At 69.6% G+C, this 16190-nt stretch carries 14 protein-coding genes; 11 read left to right on the forward strand and 3 right to left on the reverse strand.

The window, feature by feature from the left end:
- Nucleotides 1-32: 32 nt before the first annotated feature.
- From ACFWNN_RS20115 to ACFWNN_RS20130, 4 genes are read left to right on the forward strand one after another with little or no spacing between them, the layout of a single operon-like run.
- Complete coding sequence (locus tag ACFWNN_RS20115) at nt 33-590, forward strand: hypothetical protein (protein WP_382441430.1); 558 nt, start codon at nt 33-35, stop codon at nt 588-590.
- Nucleotides 577-1791, forward strand: coding sequence for an MAB_1171c family putative transporter (locus ACFWNN_RS20120; RefSeq protein ID WP_382441431.1), 1215 nt, complete (start codon nt 577-579; stop codon nt 1789-1791). The genes ACFWNN_RS20115 and ACFWNN_RS20120 overlap by 14 nt, the downstream gene beginning before the upstream one ends.
- Nucleotides 1792-3159, forward strand: coding sequence for an NAD(P)/FAD-dependent oxidoreductase (locus ACFWNN_RS20125; RefSeq protein ID WP_382441432.1), 1368 nt, complete (start codon nt 1792-1794; stop codon nt 3157-3159).
- Nucleotides 3159-3545 (forward strand): hypothetical protein, encoded by a 387-nt coding sequence (locus ACFWNN_RS20130; RefSeq protein ID WP_382441433.1) that lies wholly within the window; start codon nt 3159-3161, stop codon nt 3543-3545. Before ACFWNN_RS20125 ends, ACFWNN_RS20130 begins: the two co-directional genes overlap by 1 nt.
- 181 nt (nt 3546-3726) lie before the next feature.
- On the opposite strand, the gene ACFWNN_RS20135 is transcribed toward ACFWNN_RS20130, so the two are convergent.
- The gene (locus tag ACFWNN_RS20135) at nt 3727-4200 is read right to left on the reverse strand and encodes a VOC family protein (protein ID WP_382441434.1); all 474 of its coding nucleotides are present in this window, start codon (nt 4198-4200) and stop codon (nt 3727-3729) included.
- Nucleotides 4201-4287: 87 nt separating this feature from the next.
- Between ACFWNN_RS20135 and ACFWNN_RS20140 the strand changes: the two genes are divergently transcribed.
- Nucleotides 4288-5241, forward strand: a complete 954-nt coding sequence (locus tag ACFWNN_RS20140; protein WP_382441435.1) for a helix-turn-helix transcriptional regulator — start codon at nt 4288-4290, stop codon at nt 5239-5241.
- On the opposite strand, the gene ACFWNN_RS20145 is transcribed toward ACFWNN_RS20140, so the two are convergent.
- On the reverse strand, nt 5230-5700 hold the full coding sequence (locus tag ACFWNN_RS20145) for a DUF4262 domain-containing protein (protein ID WP_382441436.1): 471 nt from the start codon (nt 5698-5700) through the stop codon (nt 5230-5232). The genes ACFWNN_RS20140 and ACFWNN_RS20145 overlap by 12 nt on opposite strands.
- 281 nt (nt 5701-5981) lie before the next feature.
- On the opposite strand from ACFWNN_RS20145, the gene ACFWNN_RS20150 reads away from it, so the two are divergent.
- The 6 genes from ACFWNN_RS20150 to ACFWNN_RS20175 all read left to right on the forward strand — a co-directional run bounded on the left by ACFWNN_RS20150 (nt 5982) and on the right by ACFWNN_RS20175 (nt 14512).
- Nucleotides 5982-8990, forward strand: a complete 3009-nt coding sequence (locus ACFWNN_RS20150; protein ID WP_382441437.1) for a TIR domain-containing protein — start codon at nt 5982-5984, stop codon at nt 8988-8990.
- A 110-nt stretch (nt 8991-9100) separates the two neighbouring features.
- The gene (locus ACFWNN_RS20155; protein ID WP_382441438.1) at nt 9101-9571 is read left to right on the forward strand and encodes an RNA polymerase sigma factor; all 471 of its coding nucleotides are present in this window, start codon (nt 9101-9103) and stop codon (nt 9569-9571) included.
- A complete protein-coding gene (locus tag ACFWNN_RS20160; RefSeq protein ID WP_382441439.1) occupies nt 9564-10577 on the forward strand; it encodes a hypothetical protein in 1014 nt (337 codons plus the stop codon). The genes ACFWNN_RS20155 and ACFWNN_RS20160 overlap by 8 nt, the downstream gene beginning before the upstream one ends.
- A gap of 58 nt (nt 10578-10635) precedes the next feature.
- Nucleotides 10636-11439 (forward strand): SAM-dependent methyltransferase, encoded by an 804-nt coding sequence (locus tag ACFWNN_RS20165; protein WP_382441440.1) that lies wholly within the window; start codon nt 10636-10638, stop codon nt 11437-11439.
- Between the two features lie 243 nt (nt 11440-11682).
- Nucleotides 11683-12294 carry a hypothetical protein gene (locus ACFWNN_RS20170; RefSeq protein ID WP_382441441.1) on the forward strand — a complete coding sequence of 204 codons (612 nt, stop codon included), beginning with the start codon at nt 11683-11685 and terminating at the stop codon, nt 12292-12294.
- A gap of 10 nt (nt 12295-12304) precedes the next feature.
- On the forward strand, nt 12305-14512 hold the full coding sequence (locus tag ACFWNN_RS20175; protein WP_382441442.1) for an N-6 DNA methylase: 2208 nt from the start codon (nt 12305-12307) through the stop codon (nt 14510-14512).
- Nucleotides 14513-14549: 37 nt separating this feature from the next.
- Here ACFWNN_RS20175 and ACFWNN_RS20180 read toward each other — a convergent pair whose 3' ends face one another.
- Nucleotides 14550-16163, reverse strand: coding sequence for a ricin-type beta-trefoil lectin domain protein (locus tag ACFWNN_RS20180; RefSeq protein ID WP_382441443.1), 1614 nt, complete (start codon nt 16161-16163; stop codon nt 14550-14552).
- Nucleotides 16164-16190: the final 27 nt, after the last annotated feature.

A 16190-nucleotide genomic window follows, 5' to 3' on the forward strand; every position in this document is an offset into this window, starting at 1 on the left:
ACGCTGCAGACGACATCGAGAGGAGGCGACGGGTGAACCGCAGGAAGCTGCGCAAGCTGGTCGACGAGGTCGCCCGCGACCTCGACCTGCCGCCCGACGCCACGCACCAGGAGGCGAGCCGCCGCGTCTGCGAGCTGATGAGCGAACGACTGGGGCGCCGCGTCGACGTCCGCTTCGCCACCATCACGAACGCGGTCTGCCTGAGCGGCGCGACCGCGTTGCTGGAGAACGGCACCTATCTCGTCATCTGCGCCGACTCACCGTCGTGGTACCACCGCCTGCACGTGCTGCTGCACGAGTTCGCGCACGTGCTGCTGAAGCACCAGCCCGTCGCGCTCACCCGGGACGAGGGCATGCGCCGGCTCGCCCCGAGCCTCCTGCCGCGGATGGCGAAGATCATCGCCGGCCGGACGACGCTGACCGAGGACGAGGAGCGCGAGGCCGAGAACCTCGCCGACCACCTGCTGGAAAGGCTGACCGAACACCGGGTGTGGGCCGACACGGCCGCCACCGAGGAGCCCGCGCACGTGCGGCGGGTGGCCGAGTCGCTCGAGGGAAGATCCCGCTGGGTGCGTCGTGGCGATCTTTAACCTGATCTACCTCTCGTGCGGCTTCGTCGGCCTGCTCCTCCTCGCGTACAAGATCCGCGCACTGCGGTCGAGCTGGGGCAGTCCCAGGGTCGTCGCGCTGATCTCGACCGTGTTCTTCTCGGCGTTCGCCGTGCTCTTCGCGGCGCCCGCCAACATCACCTGGATCAACTGGGCCTCCGGCGTGCCGAACTTCGCCGCGCTGCTCGTCTACAGCCTCGTCGTGTGCTTCGCGGGGGCGGCGTTCGCGCTGGTGCTGTACTGGCGGTACCCGGCGGCCCAGGCGTGGCAACGGGTGCGGCTGATCGTCGTCAGCTACGCCACGATCGTCGCGGCGATGATCGTGCTGTTCTTCAAGTCCGAGGTCGACGAGGAACGCCAGGTCGACTTCGACACCTTCTACGCGACGCAGCCGACGATCGCGGTGTTCCTGTTCATCTACCTCGTGGCGACGATGGTCGGCTGCGGCGGGCAGGCGTACCACTGCTGGCAGGGCTCGCGGGACCCGGCGATCTCCGCGCGGCCGTGGCTGCGGCTCGGGCTGCGCTGGTACTGCGCGGCGGCGTTGTTCCCGATGGCGTTCGCGGTCATCAAGCTGTTCGTGCTGCTGATGGACTGGGCCGGCGAGCGCAGCTTCGACGTGCTGAGCACCACCGCGCCGTTGATGGCGTCGCTGTCGATGATCCCGCTGGTGATCGCGATGGCGCTGCCGGTCTTCGGCCCGCGCCGCCCGTCGCCGTCGTTGTGGCTGCGGCGCTGGCGCACGTACTTCGCGCTGCGGCCGTTGCACCGCGCGCTGGTGCACGTGAACCCCGGCATCGTGCTGGTGGCGCCGGGCAAGTTCCTCAACCCGCACCACCGCGTGCGACGGCAGATCATCGAGCTGAACGACTGGCGCTGGGCGCTGACGCCGTACTTCGACCTGAGCGTCGGCGAGGCGGCGGGTTCACTGGCCCGTGAGGCCTCGCTGGCGAAGGACGAGGTGGCCGCCGTCGTGGAGGCCGCCCAACTGCGCGCCGCGGGCTCCTCCGGCCGTTCGAAGCCCGCGAAACGCCGTCCCGCCTCGGAGATCGTCGACGGCACCGACCTCGCCACCGAGCACGACCGGTGGGTGCGGATCTCGCGGGCGTACCAGCACTCGCCGATCGTCGTCGCCGCCGTCGCCGATGCGGCACGGGTGCGAGCAGCAGGGGGAATGGATTAGATGGCACCGACACACGCCGTGGTCCTCGGCGGCGGACTCTCCGGCATGCTCGCGGCGTCCGTCCTCGTCAAGCACTTCGACGAGGTCACCGTGGTGGAACGGGACAAGCTGCCGGACGGGCCTGCGTCGCGGTCCGGTGTTCCGCAGGCACGGCACGCGCACCTGCTGATGTCCGGTGGCGCGCGGGCGATCGAGTCGTTGCTGCCCGGCACGCTGGACGCGTTGTTCGCTGCGGGCGCGCATCGGATCGGGGTGCCCAACGACCTGGTGTCGCTGAGCGCGCAGGGATGGGTGCCGCGGTTCCCCGAGATGCAGTTCATCGTGTCGTGCAGCCGTGGACTGCTCGACTGGGTGGTGCGGTCCCAGGCGTTGCGGGACGACCGGATCTCGGTGCTGACCGGCACGGAACCGGTGTCGCTGCTGGGGTCTGCCTCCGGTGTGACCGGGGTGGTGGTCTCGGACCGGATCTCCGGTGGGGAGACCTCGCTCGACGCCGACCTGGTGCTGGACGCCTGCGGTCGCGGCTCGCGGTTGCCCGCCTGGCTGGTCGCGCTCGGGCTGCCCGAGGTGCACTCCGAGAGCGTCGACTCCGGCCTGGCCTACGCCACGCGGATCTTCCGGGCGCCGCCGACCGCCTCGTCCGGGTTCCCGATCGTCAACGTCCAGGCGAACCCGCGCGATCCGCATCCCGGGTGCACCGCGACGTTGCTGCCGATCGAGGACGGGCGCTGGCTGGTCACGCTGTCCGGAACTCGCGGCGGCGAGCCCACGACCTCGGAGTCGGAGTTCGTCTCCTTCGCCCGGTCGGTGCGGAACCCGGTGGTCGGCGATCTGATCGCGGACGCCGAGCCGTTGTCTCCGGTGTACGGGTCGCACAGCACGTCGAATCGGCGGATGTTCTTCGAGCGCTTGAAGTCCTGGCCCGCCGGGCTGCTGGCGCTGGGCGACTCGGTGGCCACCTACAACCCCGTCTACGGGCACGGGATGTCGATCGCGGCGCAGAGCGCCGAGGTGCTGGACGCCGGGCTGGCCGCCGGGCAGTCGGCGCACCAGATCCAGCGCGGGATCGGCAAGGTCGTCGACGGGGCCTGGGCCATGGCCACCAACCAGGACATCCTGTATCCGGGGGCCGTCGGGAAGCCGCTGCCGTTCGCCGGGCGGGTGTTGCAGCGGTACGTGGACCGGCTGGTGCGCACCGCCACCACGGAGGCGGCGGTGACGCGGGCGTTCCTGGACGCGTTCACGTTGTCGGCGCCGATGGCGAACCTGTTGAGCCCCAAGGTGTTGTGGGCGACGCTGCGCGGGCCTCGGTCGGCCTCGCCGGAGCCGACGCTGACGTCGGACGAGCGCGAGCGGGTGACCGGCTGATGTACGACCTGCAGGCGGCCATCGCCCCGGCCGGGATGCTCGGCGCCCGCGCGGTGCCACTCGCACAGGGCCTGGAACTGCTGCCGCTGCCCGACGGTCCGGGGGAAGCGCGGCTCGCGGAGTGGTCCTCGCACGGGCCGGTCGCTCTCGTGGACGCGGAGTACTTCGGCGGCGTGGGCACGCAGCGGGCCGAGGTCTGGGACCAGGGCAGCCTCGTGCTCGGGCCGCTGGTGCTCGGGCACGACGACCCGCCGCCCGACGTCTCCCCGATCTCGCTCGCCCTCCGGCGGCTCGGTGCCGTGCGGGGCGAGCACCACGACGAGTTCGACGCCGTGGGGCTCGGCCGGCACCGCGACACCAGCGACTGGGTCACGTCCGCCGGCTGACCTCGGCCGGCACCTGCCCGCTCCGCCACGCCCGCAGGGTGCCGCACGTCCGCGGGGTGAACTCAGCCAGCACCGCAGCACGCACCGTTGGGTCACATCCGCCGACCGAACCCAGCCGGCACCGCGACACCTGCCCACCGAGTCACCTCTGCGGGGCGCACTGCCGCACCTGCCCGGTGCGTCACGCCTGCGGGGTGAAGACCGCGCTCTGCACGTAGTTCATCGCCTCGACGAACGCCGGGTCCGTCATGCGCGCGGTCATCTCCTCCTCCGTGGGCTGCACGACTCGCTGGTGCACCCACCACAGGTTGCCGAACGGGTCGGCGAAGCGGCTGACCCTGTCGCCCCAGAACAGTTCCGTCGGCTCGGTGACTACCTCGGCGCCCAACCGCACCGCTCGGCTCAGGACCTCGGCGTCGTCGGCGACGTAGAGGCGCAGGAAGCCCGGGGTGGGGGTCCAGTCCGGCTTGTCGAAGAGCATCACGACCGAGTCGCCGATGCGGACCTCGGCGTGGCCGATGTTCGGGGCCTCGCCGACGCGGCCGAGGTCGGTGGCGTCGAAGACCTCGACGATGAAGTCGATCAGGTCCGCGGTGCGGCCTCGGCTGATCAGCCACGGCGTCACGGTGTGGTAGCCGTCGGGCACGACGTTCATGCGATCTTCCCCTTTGCGTTCGTTGGGGACGACCGTATGGCGCAGATAGGACCATTTCGGTCCTAGTTCGCGCTTAGGCTGGCGACCATGAGTGATGCGGCTCGGTTGTTGCGGCTGCTGTCCCTGTTGCAGACGCCTCGGGAGTGGCCCGGCAGTGAACTCGCCGAGCGGCTCGGGGTCACCGGCAGGACCGTGCGGCGGGACGTCGAACGGTTGCGCGACCTCGGGTATCCCGTCGAGGCGAGCTTGGGCGTGCTCGGCGGGTACCGGCTCGTGGCCGGGGCCGCGATGCCGCCGCTGTTGCTCGACGACGAGGAGGCCGTGGCCATCGCCGTCGGGTTGCGGACGGCCGCGCGGCAGCCCGTGGCCGGCATCGCCGAGGCCTCGGTGCGGGCGTTGGCGAAGTTGCAGCAGGTGTTGCCGCCGCGGCTCGGCCGGCGGGTCTCGGCGCTGACGACCGCCACGTCGGCGGCGGAGGCGTCGTTCGCCACGCTGGTCGATCCCGGCCAGCTCACCGTGATCGCCGGCGCCACCACCGCGCGCGAGCGGGTGCGGTTCACGTACGTCACCAATGAGAGCGCGGTCTCCAAGCGGCACGTGGAGCCTGTTCAGTTGGTAGCGCTCGGCCGGCGCTGGTACCTCCTCGCCTTCGACGTGGAACGGGACGACTGGCGGATCTTCCGGCTGGACCGCGTGTCCGAGGCGGTCGCCACCGGGGCGCGGTTCTCCCCTCGCCTGCCGCCCGGCGGGGACGCGACGGAGTTCGTGACGCGCAAGATGTACGACTCAGCGCCCACCTACCGGGCACACGCGACCCTGCGGCTGCCCGCGGACCTCGCGCGGGCACGGCTGGCGGACTTCGCGGGCGACATCACCCCGGCCGGCGACGACTCGTGCACCTGGCACAGCGTCGAGGACACGATCGACTACCTCGCGTTCCGGCTGACCCTGCTGGGCTGCGACTTCGAGGTGCACGGACCCGCCGAACTGGTCGAGCACCTCCGGAGGCTGGGCGAACGGATCACCCGCTCAGTCAGGTGATGCCCTGATCCCCAGCACCGGCTGCCCTCCCCGCACCCCGGAGTACGAGCGATCCCACGGCCAGCGCCCCGCCGCGTCGGCGTGCGCGAGCTGCAACGCCGAGATGCCCTCGCCGTACAACCGCGCGGACACCAGCAGATGCGCCCACGGCCGTGCGACGCGCACGACCTCCAGCAGTCGGTCGCCCACGGTGAAGCGATCCCCCGGCGACGGCAGGCAGGTGCGCACGACGTGGTCCGCCGCCGAGTCGAGCAGGCGCCCCGCCTCCAGCACGGGCAGGCCCGTCACGACGAGCTCCGGCAGGCCGTGCGGGCTCAGGCCGACCGTGTAGGCCCACGGCGGATGGGCTCTGTCCCGATCCATCGCCTGCACGGCCCACCCTCGCGCGTCGATGCAGCGGCGCAGGGTGGCCAGGTGTTCTTCCATGCGGTCGGCGGGGTGGTCGCAGTCCCAGCACATCGCGGTCTCCTCGGATCGGTGGTGGATCCAGTGTGCCGAGGAGCACCGACAAGATCGTTTGGGCAGTTCGTTGACAGAAAGTGGACAAACGATCTGTGGGCCGTCTGGATCGTTAATCTGCGACGCACGGAGGATCGTGCATGCGCCAACGAACGCGTCTCACCGCGGCTGTCGCGGCCGCGGCCGAGTCCACCCGCCGGTCCTCCCGATCGGACGGAGACATGGGCGAAATAGGACCCGGTAATGCGCCCACAGTGGACGCCAGGGGCTGCGGGGCCTGAATGCACTTCGAACCCGGCACCCCGCTCGCGGACGCGGTCAAGGCCGCCCGGTCCGCGGCACTGCGCGGCAACGTGCTCGGCGTCGACCTCGCCTACCGCCGGGCCGCGACGATCAGCCCGCTCGTCGCCCACGACCACTGCGCCACCCTGCTGAACCTCGGCGCGGTGACCAAGGCCGCGCAACGCTGCGACGAGTACCTGAGCCGCACCAAGGACACCACCCTGCGCATCCTGCGCACCCAGATCCGCAGTGCCGCAACGGATCACACCGCCGCCGAGCAGGACGTCCGCGAGCTCCGCAAGCTCAAGCTCACCGAACTGGAGCAGGCGCGGCTCGCCCGCGTCGCCGCGCTCGCCGCCGCCGACCGCTACGACTACCCCACCGCGGAGAGCGAGCTCGACGCCGCCGAACGCCACTTCCGCCGCGCCGGACGACCGGAGCACCTCGAGCACCTCGGCCGGGACCGGGTCCTGCTCGACGTCCGCAGGGGCACCCGCGTCGCGAAGATCACCACGACCCCGCCGACCAGTCCCGCCGAGTTCCTGCAACGGGCCACCGCGCTGCGCCGGGAGGTCCGCTACGACGAGGCGCTGGCGTTGATGACGAGGTGCGCCACCAGCTACCAGATCGAACCCGCGCTGAGGTTCGCCGTCCTCTTCGAGCTGACCGTGCTGCTCGTGCTGACCCGGCAGGCGGGCGCGGCCCGCCGGCTCTTCCCGCTGCTCGTCGCGGCGGCGGGCCCGGAAGTGCTCGAAAAGCTGCCCGACGCCACCCAGACGTTGCGCCCGGAACGCCGGCTCACGCACGTGCGCCGCCTGATCGCCGACGACGAACTCCTGAAGGCGGAGGGCATGCTGGGCGAGGGGAACTCCCCGCTGTGGCACCTCACCGCCGCCGAGCTCGCCTACGCGCGGGGAGAGCTCGAACAGGCCGCGAAGCACTTCGAGGTCGCCAGCAGGTCGGGTCACGCCGAGCTCACCGCGCTCGCCCTGCGCAAGCTCGGCGACACCTTCGCCGACGCGGGCCACGAGGCACTGGCGACCCGGCACTGGGCCGAGTCGCACCGGGTCGAGGAGAGCGTCGCCGACCACCGCGACAGCGCGAGCGTCAAGCTCAGGATGCTGCGCACGGCCCCGGACGTGCGCGACGGCCGGGTGCGCGCGGCCGCCCGCCGGGTCCACCGCGAGGGCCCGAAAGCGTTGCCCGGCCTGGTGGTCGCCGTCGAGGCGGCGCGCGGCGCGGCGTTGTTCGACCACCGCGACCTGCCGGGGTTCGCCGACCTCAAGGCCGCGCGGCGCTGGCTCGCGCGCGCCACCGCGCGGCTGCCGAAGGACCAGGTCGTGTGGATGATGCACGCGACCCCGGACCAGCTCCACCACGTGCTCGTCAGGGGCCGCCGGATCACGCACCTCACCCAGGACGTCCACATCGGCGACCTCACCGACACGATCCGCCGCATCAAGGCCTGGAAACCCCGCTACGACCCGGCGATCCTCAGCGCGTTGCTGCGGGAGCTCAGCCGCCAGATCGGGCTGGGCGAGGTCGTCGAAGCCCTGCCGCCCAACGCGACCAGGGTCGTCGTGACGACGGACGGCCTGCTCGCGGACGTCCCGCTGACGGGCCTGCCGGTCGCCGGGACGCACCTCGGCCGCGTCCTCGCGTTGTCGTGCCTGCCGAACCTCTCCGCGCTGCGCCCGTTGCACCGCCGCTCCCGGACGCAACGCGGCGACCAGACCGCGATCGTCGGGAAAGCCGAAGAGCTGCAACGGACTCTGGACGAACGCCGCTGCCAACGCCTCCGCGTGCACGCCCACGGCATGCACGACCGGATGAACCCCGAGCTGTCGTGGCTCCAGTTCAACGACGAACAGGTGTCCGTGGAAGCGTTGGCGAAGCTGGACTTCAGCGCGTTCGGCACGGTCGTGCTGGGCGCCGCCGACACCGGTTTCGTCCACGCGGCCATCACCGCCGGCACGGCGTCGGTCCTCGCCGCCCGCTGGCAGCCGGCGGCCGACGCGCAACGCAAGATGCTCGACGCGTTCGACCACCACCTGGCCAAGTTCCCGAGAGACCTCGCTCTGCAGCACGCGCTGAAGGAAGTCGCCGACCGGCACCCGGCCGACTGGGCGTGCTGGTCCCTGCACGGCGACGCGGGCGTTCAGACCTCAGCGGGCCCGCTGCGCAGAAGACTCAGGAAGGACGGAGACCCCGTGCCGCTCGAAACCCGCCCCAAGGTGTTCCTGTCGTTCGCCGGGAAGGACCGCGCGCAAGCCGAGCAACTGCGCGCCGAGCTGGAGGCCCGCAACGTCAACGCCTACCTGGACGAGAACGAGGCCGCGGCCGGCGACGACGCGACGACCGCGATCGACGAGGCACTGGCGACCTCGGACTACTACGTGCTGCTGTGGTCGGAGAACACCCCGCACCGCGAGTGGGTCGCGGCGGACTGGACGGCGGCGTTCAACCTGGAGATGACCCGCCGCCGCGCCTTCCTGTTCATCGTGCGGCTGGACGAGGAACCGCTGCCCCCGTTGCTCGCGCCGCGCAAGCACATCGACCTGGTGGACGCGGCCGACCGGCTGGTCGCGACCTGGCGGGCCGACCGCAAGTCCGAGCTTCCCGTGTTCCCGCAACCGGTCCCGCCGACGCCGGACGGTCCGACGGTCGCGATCTCCGTGCGCAGCCACGACCTCGGCACCACGCACGTCGTCATGACCCCGTTGCACCTCACCGGCGCCGGGCTGTACCGGTCGGTGTTCCAGGCGATGCAGCTGCCGACCGAGCAGGTCACGTTCGACGGCACGATCGGCATGCGCTTCACCTACGAGCTGTACCAGCAGAACGAACCGATCCCGGACGACCAGTCCACCGTGGAGCTGGCCTCGGACCTGGTGGACATCGCCGTCCGGGTCGAGTCGTTCAAGCAGGACGAGGAGACAGACGACGGGCTGGACGTCGACCAGCAACGGATGCTGCTGGTCGCCGCCTTCCGTCACCTGCTCCCCTGATCGGGTGAACTCGTCGACCGCTCTCAGCTTTTGCCACCTTCAACGCCTGTCACCGGTGAAAGTCGCCTCCAGGCGGTGAAGGACGCGCGCGGACGCTGAAGGGAAGGCCGTTGAGCACACCGGACCAGGGCTTCAGCGAGTTCTTCCGGGAGTGCCTGCCCGTGGTGACGCGGACGTTGACGGCCCTGAGTGGTGATTCACGCGTGGTCGAGGACATCGCGCAGGACGCGATGGTGATCGCACGGCACCGGTGGCACGACATCCACGCGTACGACAAGCCCGAGGCGTGGGTGCTCAAGGTCGCGATACGGCTGCTGAGGCGCTGGCAGCAGCGAGATCGCGAGACACCGGTGGCCTCGCTGCCGGATGTCGCGCAGCCCGCCGCCGAGGTGGAGGCGCTGCACGCCGCGTTGCGCGAACTCTCGCCCCGGCACCGCGAGACGGTCGCGTTGCACCACCTGCTCGGCTACTCGGTCAGCGAGATCGCCGCCGTGCTGACCGTCGGCGAGTCGACCGTGCGCACGCACCTCACCCGCGGCCGGGCCGAGCTGCGGCGCATCCTCGGAGGCAGTGATGAGTGAGCTGCTGGACGGCTTCGAGCTCGACGAGGCCGTCGAACGCCAGTACCACCTGGGCGCGGAGGCCGAACGGACCGGACGCCTGCGTGACGCGGCCGTCCACTTCCGGGTCGCCGCCGACCAACGCCTCGGCGACGGCGCGGTGCGGCTGGCCCGCGTCCTGTTCAAGCTGGGCGAAGAACCAGAGGCTTTGTCGTGGTGCCGGGCAGCCGTGGCGGACGGCTTCCCCGAGGCCGCGGAACTGGCCGAGGAGAACTCGGTGGCACGGCAGCGTTTCCTGCAGCACGCAGCCCGGATCATGGTCGGCGCGCCGACGTTCGACTGGGTGCCGTCCGGCGTACCGCCCGTTCAAGTACCGGCCGAGACGATCTCGGCTCGTACCAGGGCGTTGCGCGCGCTGGACGAACGCTACGGCGGAATCGCCTGCCACAGCGCGGTTCTGGAGCACCTGGCCGCCGTCGAACCGATGATCGTCGTCGGCGACCCTCCCACGTGGACCGCCGTCGCCGAGGTCTGCGCACTGGCGGGCTGGACGGCGTTCGACAGCGGTCTGCCCGGCACCGCCCTGCCCCACTTCGCACACGCCCTGACGCTCGCCCGCCAGGCCGAGAACGAGGCGTTGATCGCTTCCGTCCTGACCAGCGCAGGGCGGATGTTCCTGCACCACAACGCTCCCAATGACGCCCACCGGGCGTTCCAGCTGGGCCTCGTGGCCGCGCACAACGCCTGGGCGGACCGCCGAACGCTGGACGACCCGCCCACCGCCATCACGTCACTGACGACAGAACTGGGTGCGTACGACGAAGGCCGTGCCCGAACCCTGACCCTGATCGCCTTGGCCCGCAACCACCTCGCACTGGGCGACCTCGAGCGCGCCACCGAGTTCGCCGCTCAGGCAGTCGACGCGGGCAGGAATCTCCGGTCGGCCCGCGCCGACGACCACCTGACCTGGCTGGCGGCAGAAGCCCTCGCATCAGGCGCGACGGCACTGGCGGAACAGCTTTCCTGACAACGTCACCCAATCCGGGCCGATACACGCGTACGCGCATGCGAGTAGGTTCTCCGTCATGGCCGAGCCTTTCGCATGGGTGCCCGCAGGAATCAACACGGACGTGCCCAGCGCGGCACGCGTCTACGACTTCCTGCTGGGAGGTGGCCACAACTTCGCGTCCGACCGCATGGTGGGCGAGAAGGTGCTGCACGTCCTGCGCGACGGCCGCGCCATCGCCTCGTCGAACCGCTCGTTCATGCGCCGAGCCGTCCTCATGATGATGGAACAGGGCATCACCCAGTTCCTCGACCTGGGCTCCGGCATCCCGACCGTCGGCAACGTCCACGAGATCGTGCAACAGGAGAACCCGGACGCACGAGTCGTGTACGTCGACTACGACGAGGTGGCCGTCTCCCACAGCCAGCTCATCCTCGAAGGCAACCCCAACGCGGGCGTGGTCCAGGCCGACATGTGCCGCCCCGACGACGTCCTCTCCGACCCGGTCGTCAAGCACCTGATCGACTTCAGCCGGCCCGTCGGCCTGCTCATGGTCGCCGTCCTGCACTTCGTCTCCGACGAGAAGGGCCCGGCCGAGGTCGTCGCCCGCTACCGCGACGCCATGCCGCCCGGCAGCCTCATCGCCCTCTCCCACCTCACCGCCGACTTCAAGCCGGAGGAGATGGGCGCGGTCGTCGACGCCATGAAGCACAGCCGCGACCCGATGTACTTCCGCACCCTCACGGAGTTCGAGCCCCTGTTCGCCGGCCTGGAGGTCCTCCAGCCGGGCGTCGTCTCGGCGCCGCAGTGGCATCCGGAACTCGGCCCGGCCGGAGAAGGCGGTCCTGCCGACGTCTACGTGGGCATCGGCCGCAGGAGCTAGCCGGTTTGTGTACCACCACGTACTACCGAGTTCACAGATTGAAGTACGCAAACGTACTTGACGAGTGATCGACAGCGTCCTATCGTTCTCATCAACGCAGTCGGACAACTCGGCGATCCCGGATCGGGTGCGCCAAAGACAATGCCCCAGGTGGCATGCCGAAGCAGAGGCGAACCTGGGGCCTACTCACGCACCGTACCACGGCAAGTCGTGTCGTGGTTCTCATGATCCAGGGGGAATGTCATGACTTCGAGCACCGGCATCATCAAAACGCTGTCCGCAGTCCGCTTCGCGCCTTACCTCACCGCCAGCGGCGGCGACAAGGCGGCGGCGTTGCACTCTTACCGCTGGAACGTCCAGGTCAGCGCCGCTTTCTACCCGCTGCTCGGCTTCATGGAGATCGGGCTGCGGAACGCTTTGCACGATCAGTTGCACGCCAGGTTCCACCGACCAGACTGGTGGTCCGCTGCCCCACTCGCGGACAACGGTCAACGGCTCGTCAAGCACGCGCAGCAGAAAGCGTCCGGCGTCAACGCCGACGACGTGGTGGCTCAGCTCAGCTTGGGTTTCTGGGTGTCTCTCGCGAGCAAAGGCTACGACCGCGCGCTGTGGGTGCCCGCCCTGCACAAAGCTTTCCCTCACTACAGAGGCCGTCGTGACCACCTCCACCGGGAACTCATGAGCCTGCTCGTGCTCCGCAACCGCGTGATGCACCACGAGCCGATTCATCGCCGCGATCTGCGAGCGGACCACGCGATGCTCTATCGGGTGTGCGGATACCTCTCGACCGATCTCGTCACGGAGGTCGCGCTGGTGGACCAGGTACCCCACCTTCTCGACCACCGTACGAGTTGAGGAGCCTGATGTGAGCGAGCGCGACCTGCCGCTGTCCGAGATCGCCAAGCTGGCCGGCGTCCGTGTGAGCGCCGCCAGCAACTGGCGAACCCGGCACGCCGACTTCCCCGCTCCCAAGGTGGTGGCGGGGCAGGAACTATTCGACTCGACGGAGATGTCGCGCTGGCTGAGCCAGCGCAAGATCCCTCGCAACGGCCTGCGTCCCGACGAGCCTCACGGCACCACTTACGGAGACAGGTTCGCAAAGAAGAGCGGTGCGAACACCGCCGAGGCAGTGGCCGCAGCCCACCGGGAATCGGCGATCGGCAAGCTGTGGAACCTGGCGGACCTGCTGCGCGGAGAGCTCGACTCCGCCTCCGCGGTCCAGTTCACGATGGCTCTGTTGTATCTCCGCAAGACCGCGCCCGAACAGTGGTCCGAACTCCTCGCGGCGTCGGCGTGGGAGTTGCAACACCGGCTGGACAAAGCGCTCTCCCGAGGTCCGGACGCACATCTGTTCCCCGGCAACCGGGCCCCGCTGAGCGATCGAACGCTGATCGCGGCGGTCAGGCTGGTGGACGAACTGCCGGCCGGCACCGACTTCGGCGGCCTCTTCGACGATCTGTTCCAGCGAGCCGATCGTGACCTCGGTCGGCATGGTGGCCACTTCACGCCACCGAGCGTCGTGCGCGTGTTGGTGGAGATCCTCGCCACCAGCGACGGAGAGAGCGTCTACGACCCGTCCTGCGGTTCTGGTGAGTTGCTCGTCGCACTGGGCAGGACTGGCACCGCGGGAAACCCTCTCTTCGGACAGGCCCTGAACGATCAGTCGTACCGCTTCACCGCGATGAACCTCGCCATGCACGACCAGATCGCCGATATCCGCGTGGGCGGCCCGCAGATCGAGGACGGTTCGTTTTCGGACAAGCAGTTTGACGTCGTTCTGGCGAACCCTCCCTTCAGCGGCGTACTCCCCGATTCGGCAGAGTTCGACAACTGGCCGTTCGGGCCTCCCTCCAAGCGGGGCATGGGCTTCGCCTGGCTCCAGATCGCGGCCGCCAAATTGAAGCCCGGTGGACGTGCCGCGATGCTCATGCCGGCCGGCTCGCTCTCTCACGGCGGACGGGATGGAGACGTCCGGCGGAGGATGGTCGAGAACGGCCTGGTCGTCGGCGTCATCGCCCTGCCGTCGGGACTCTTCACCTCGACCGGCATCCCGGTCTCGCTGTGGTTGCTGCGAAAACCGCTGCCCGAAGAGCCTCCTAGGCACTCGATGCTCTTCGTCAACGCTTCCAGGCTTGGAACCCAAGCACGCACGCAGCGCCACCTGCTCGAGGAAGACCTTGAACAGATCCTCCGTGCCTGCCGAGGATGGCAGCACGGCGACGATCCCGTTCAGGTGGAAGCCGGGTTCTCCCGCTTCGTCGAGCTCGAGGAAGTTCGCAACCGCGACTACCAACTTCACCCAGGCCGATACGTGGACCAGTCAGCCGCGTCTTGGGAAAACGAGGCGGCCGACGCTCACTGGGCACGGGCCGACTCCCTTCGGCGACACCTCGGCTCGCTCCACGAGGAGATCGAGGGAGCACGACGGGCACTGAACTCCCGGCTCGACCAACTGGCCGATCTCGCACCCAGGAACTGGCGAACGGAAAGGCTCGGCGACCTCTGTGAGATCCAGGTAGGGCTCGGGCAGGCCGAACGCGACCGCGGTGTGCACACACCCGGTTGGACGCCGCTTCTGCTGCCGCGCAACATCAAGCTCGGTTTCCTCAGCCATGACGAGCTGGACACGCTCGACCCCGAGGTCGTCCGCAACGCTGGAACCAACTGGGCGAAGTACCAGCTACGAGCCGGAGACGTGGTGTCCGCACGTTCTGGCACGCTCGGCAGACACGGGTTGGTCAGTGCGAGGGAGTCGGGGTGGATTCTCGGTCCCAGCTGCATGCGCATACGGCCGAAGGGAGATGTGCAGCCGGCATACCTGGTGCACTACCTCAACTCGCCCGAAATGCACTCGTGGATCACGCAATCATCCACGTCGACCGCCATTCCCCACATCAGCTCCAAGCGCATGGAGCAGCTGCCACTAGCTCTCCCGCCCCTCGAGGTGCAGAGCGAGATCGCAGCGGCAATGGACGCGCTCGCGGACCAGATGAGGCGCTACGACGAAGCCGTGTCCGCCACGGGCTCTTTGCGTGACCAGGTGTTCAGCACACTGATGAGCGGCAGGAAGTGAGTGGGTCCGCAGCAACGGACCCACTCGGCCGCAGGAGCTAGCGGAGGCGCCAGGCCTGCGCGGCGGAACCGTTGCAGGTCCAGATGGTCAGGCGGGTGCCCGGAGTGGTCGAGGCGTTCGGGTTGTCCAGGCACAGGCCCGACTGCGGGTTCTGCAGGGAGCCGTCGGACCGCGCGCGCCACTGCTGCGCGCCCGTGCCGTTGCACTCCCAGAGCTGGACGATCGTGCCGGGGGTCGTGCCGCTGTTGCTGACGTCCAGGCACTTGCCGGAGATGGCGACGGTGCCGTCGGCGACGACTCGCCACTTCTGGGCGTAGGAGTTGTTGCACGTCCAGGTCTGGACCGGGTTGCCGTTGGCGGTGCCGCCGGCGTTGTTGTCCAGGCAGAGCGCGGGGTTCGCGGTCAGTTCGACCGTGCCGGTGCCGGACGGGAGGCGTTCGGCGGGCAGGGCCGGGGTGTTGCGGTGGTAGAAGTCGACGGCCAGGTAGTTCGGGGTCTTGCGGGCCGCCGGTTCGCAGAAGCGCTGGGCTCGGTTGACGGCCTTGGAGTTGTCGGTGGCGACGGTGTTCTCCATCGGGACGTCGCGGAAGTGGTTCATCACGAAGAGCGGGCGGAAGTTGGCTTCCGTTGCGGTGAGGGGCTTCTCGCCCCAGCGGGAGTAGCAGGACCAGTCGGAGGCGCCCACTCCGGAGCCCATGGACCAGTAGTTCTCGACGGTCCAGTCCCTCTGGTAGAGGACGCCGGAGTTCTCGCGGCCGTCGCGGCCGTGGTCGGTGAAGATGAGCAAACGCTTGCCGGCCGCCCTCATCTGGGACAACGTCGGCCAGCCGTTCTCCCGGACGCCTTCGGCGCGGAAGAGGACGTCGTTCAGGCCCTGGACGCGCGCGAGTTCGGACCGCAGGACGTCTGCTGAGACGTAGTCCTCCAGGAAGACCGTGACGATCTCCGTCGGGCGGGACTTGAGGAAGTCGACGATGCGCTGGATGTCGACGTTCAACGCCATGGGGCGGCTGACGGCCGTGCAGCTGTTGTGGCAGAGGATGGCGCCGTCGGGGGTCTGGTGGATGTCGAGCATGAAGCCGCGGACGCCGTCGTTGAGCTGCTGCACGATGCCGCGCGACTGGTTCGGGGCGATGTTGGCGAACATGAAGCCGCCGTCGACGCCGTTCGCGTAGGCGTTGTGCGAGGTCAGGAACGTCATCTCGTCCAGGCGCGGGTCGGCGGGGACGGGGACGCGGACCGGGTTGACCGGGGTCAGGTACCAGGTGTCGTTGCCGGTGCCGACGCGGACCTGGTCGGTGCCGGACGCGATCAGGTAGCGGTCGGCGCCGGGGTCCTTGAAGCGGTATCTGTCCTGGTCGTCGAGGAGGCCGACCCACTGGGCGTCGGCACTGGAGCAGCTGACCATCTGGGCAGCGTCACCGGCGCGGCCGAGGCACTGGCCGCCTTCGGAGAGGGTGCGGCCGTTCCACGAGAACTGCTGGCGGTCCTCGTTGCCCTTGGGGCGGTGTTGTTGGACGGCGGTGCCGGAGACGGCCGCGTTCTGGCCGGTCACGGCGCTTTGCAGGTAGTAGTCGCCGTTGGGGGCGGCGGCTGCGTCCACCGGGACGAGCAGCAGCGACAACAGCGCGAGTGCAGGGATGATGCGCATGGGGTGAAGGCTCGCTCATGGACGTGA

The organism is Lentzea sp. NPDC058450 (assembly GCF_042721395.1).
Lineage (GTDB): Bacteria > Actinomycetota > Actinomycetes > Mycobacteriales > Pseudonocardiaceae > Lentzea.

Coding starts and splice junctions, on each gene's coding strand:
- ACFWNN_RS20125 (WP_382441432.1), top strand. CDS start 1,792: ATGGCACCGACACACGCCGTGGTCCTCGGCGGCGGACTCTCCGGCATG.
- ACFWNN_RS20130 (WP_382441433.1), top strand. CDS start 3,159: ATGTACGACCTGCAGGCGGCCATCGCCCCGGCCGGGATGCTCGGCGCC.
- ACFWNN_RS20135 (WP_382441434.1), bottom strand. CDS start 4,200: ATGAACGTCGTGCCCGACGGCTACCACACCGTGACGCCGTGGCTGATC.
- ACFWNN_RS20140 (WP_382441435.1), top strand. CDS start 4,288: ATGAGTGATGCGGCTCGGTTGTTGCGGCTGCTGTCCCTGTTGCAGACG.
- ACFWNN_RS20145 (WP_382441436.1), bottom strand. CDS start 5,700: ATGTGCTGGGACTGCGACCACCCCGCCGACCGCATGGAAGAACACCTG.
- ACFWNN_RS20150 (WP_382441437.1), top strand. CDS start 5,982: ATGCACTTCGAACCCGGCACCCCGCTCGCGGACGCGGTCAAGGCCGCC.
- ACFWNN_RS20160 (WP_382441439.1), top strand. CDS start 9,564: ATGAGTGAGCTGCTGGACGGCTTCGAGCTCGACGAGGCCGTCGAACGC.
- ACFWNN_RS20165 (WP_382441440.1), top strand. CDS start 10,636: ATGGCCGAGCCTTTCGCATGGGTGCCCGCAGGAATCAACACGGACGTG.
- ACFWNN_RS20170 (WP_382441441.1), top strand. CDS start 11,683: ATGACTTCGAGCACCGGCATCATCAAAACGCTGTCCGCAGTCCGCTTC.
- ACFWNN_RS20180 (WP_382441443.1), bottom strand. CDS start 16,163: ATGCGCATCATCCCTGCACTCGCGCTGTTGTCGCTGCTGCTCGTCCCG.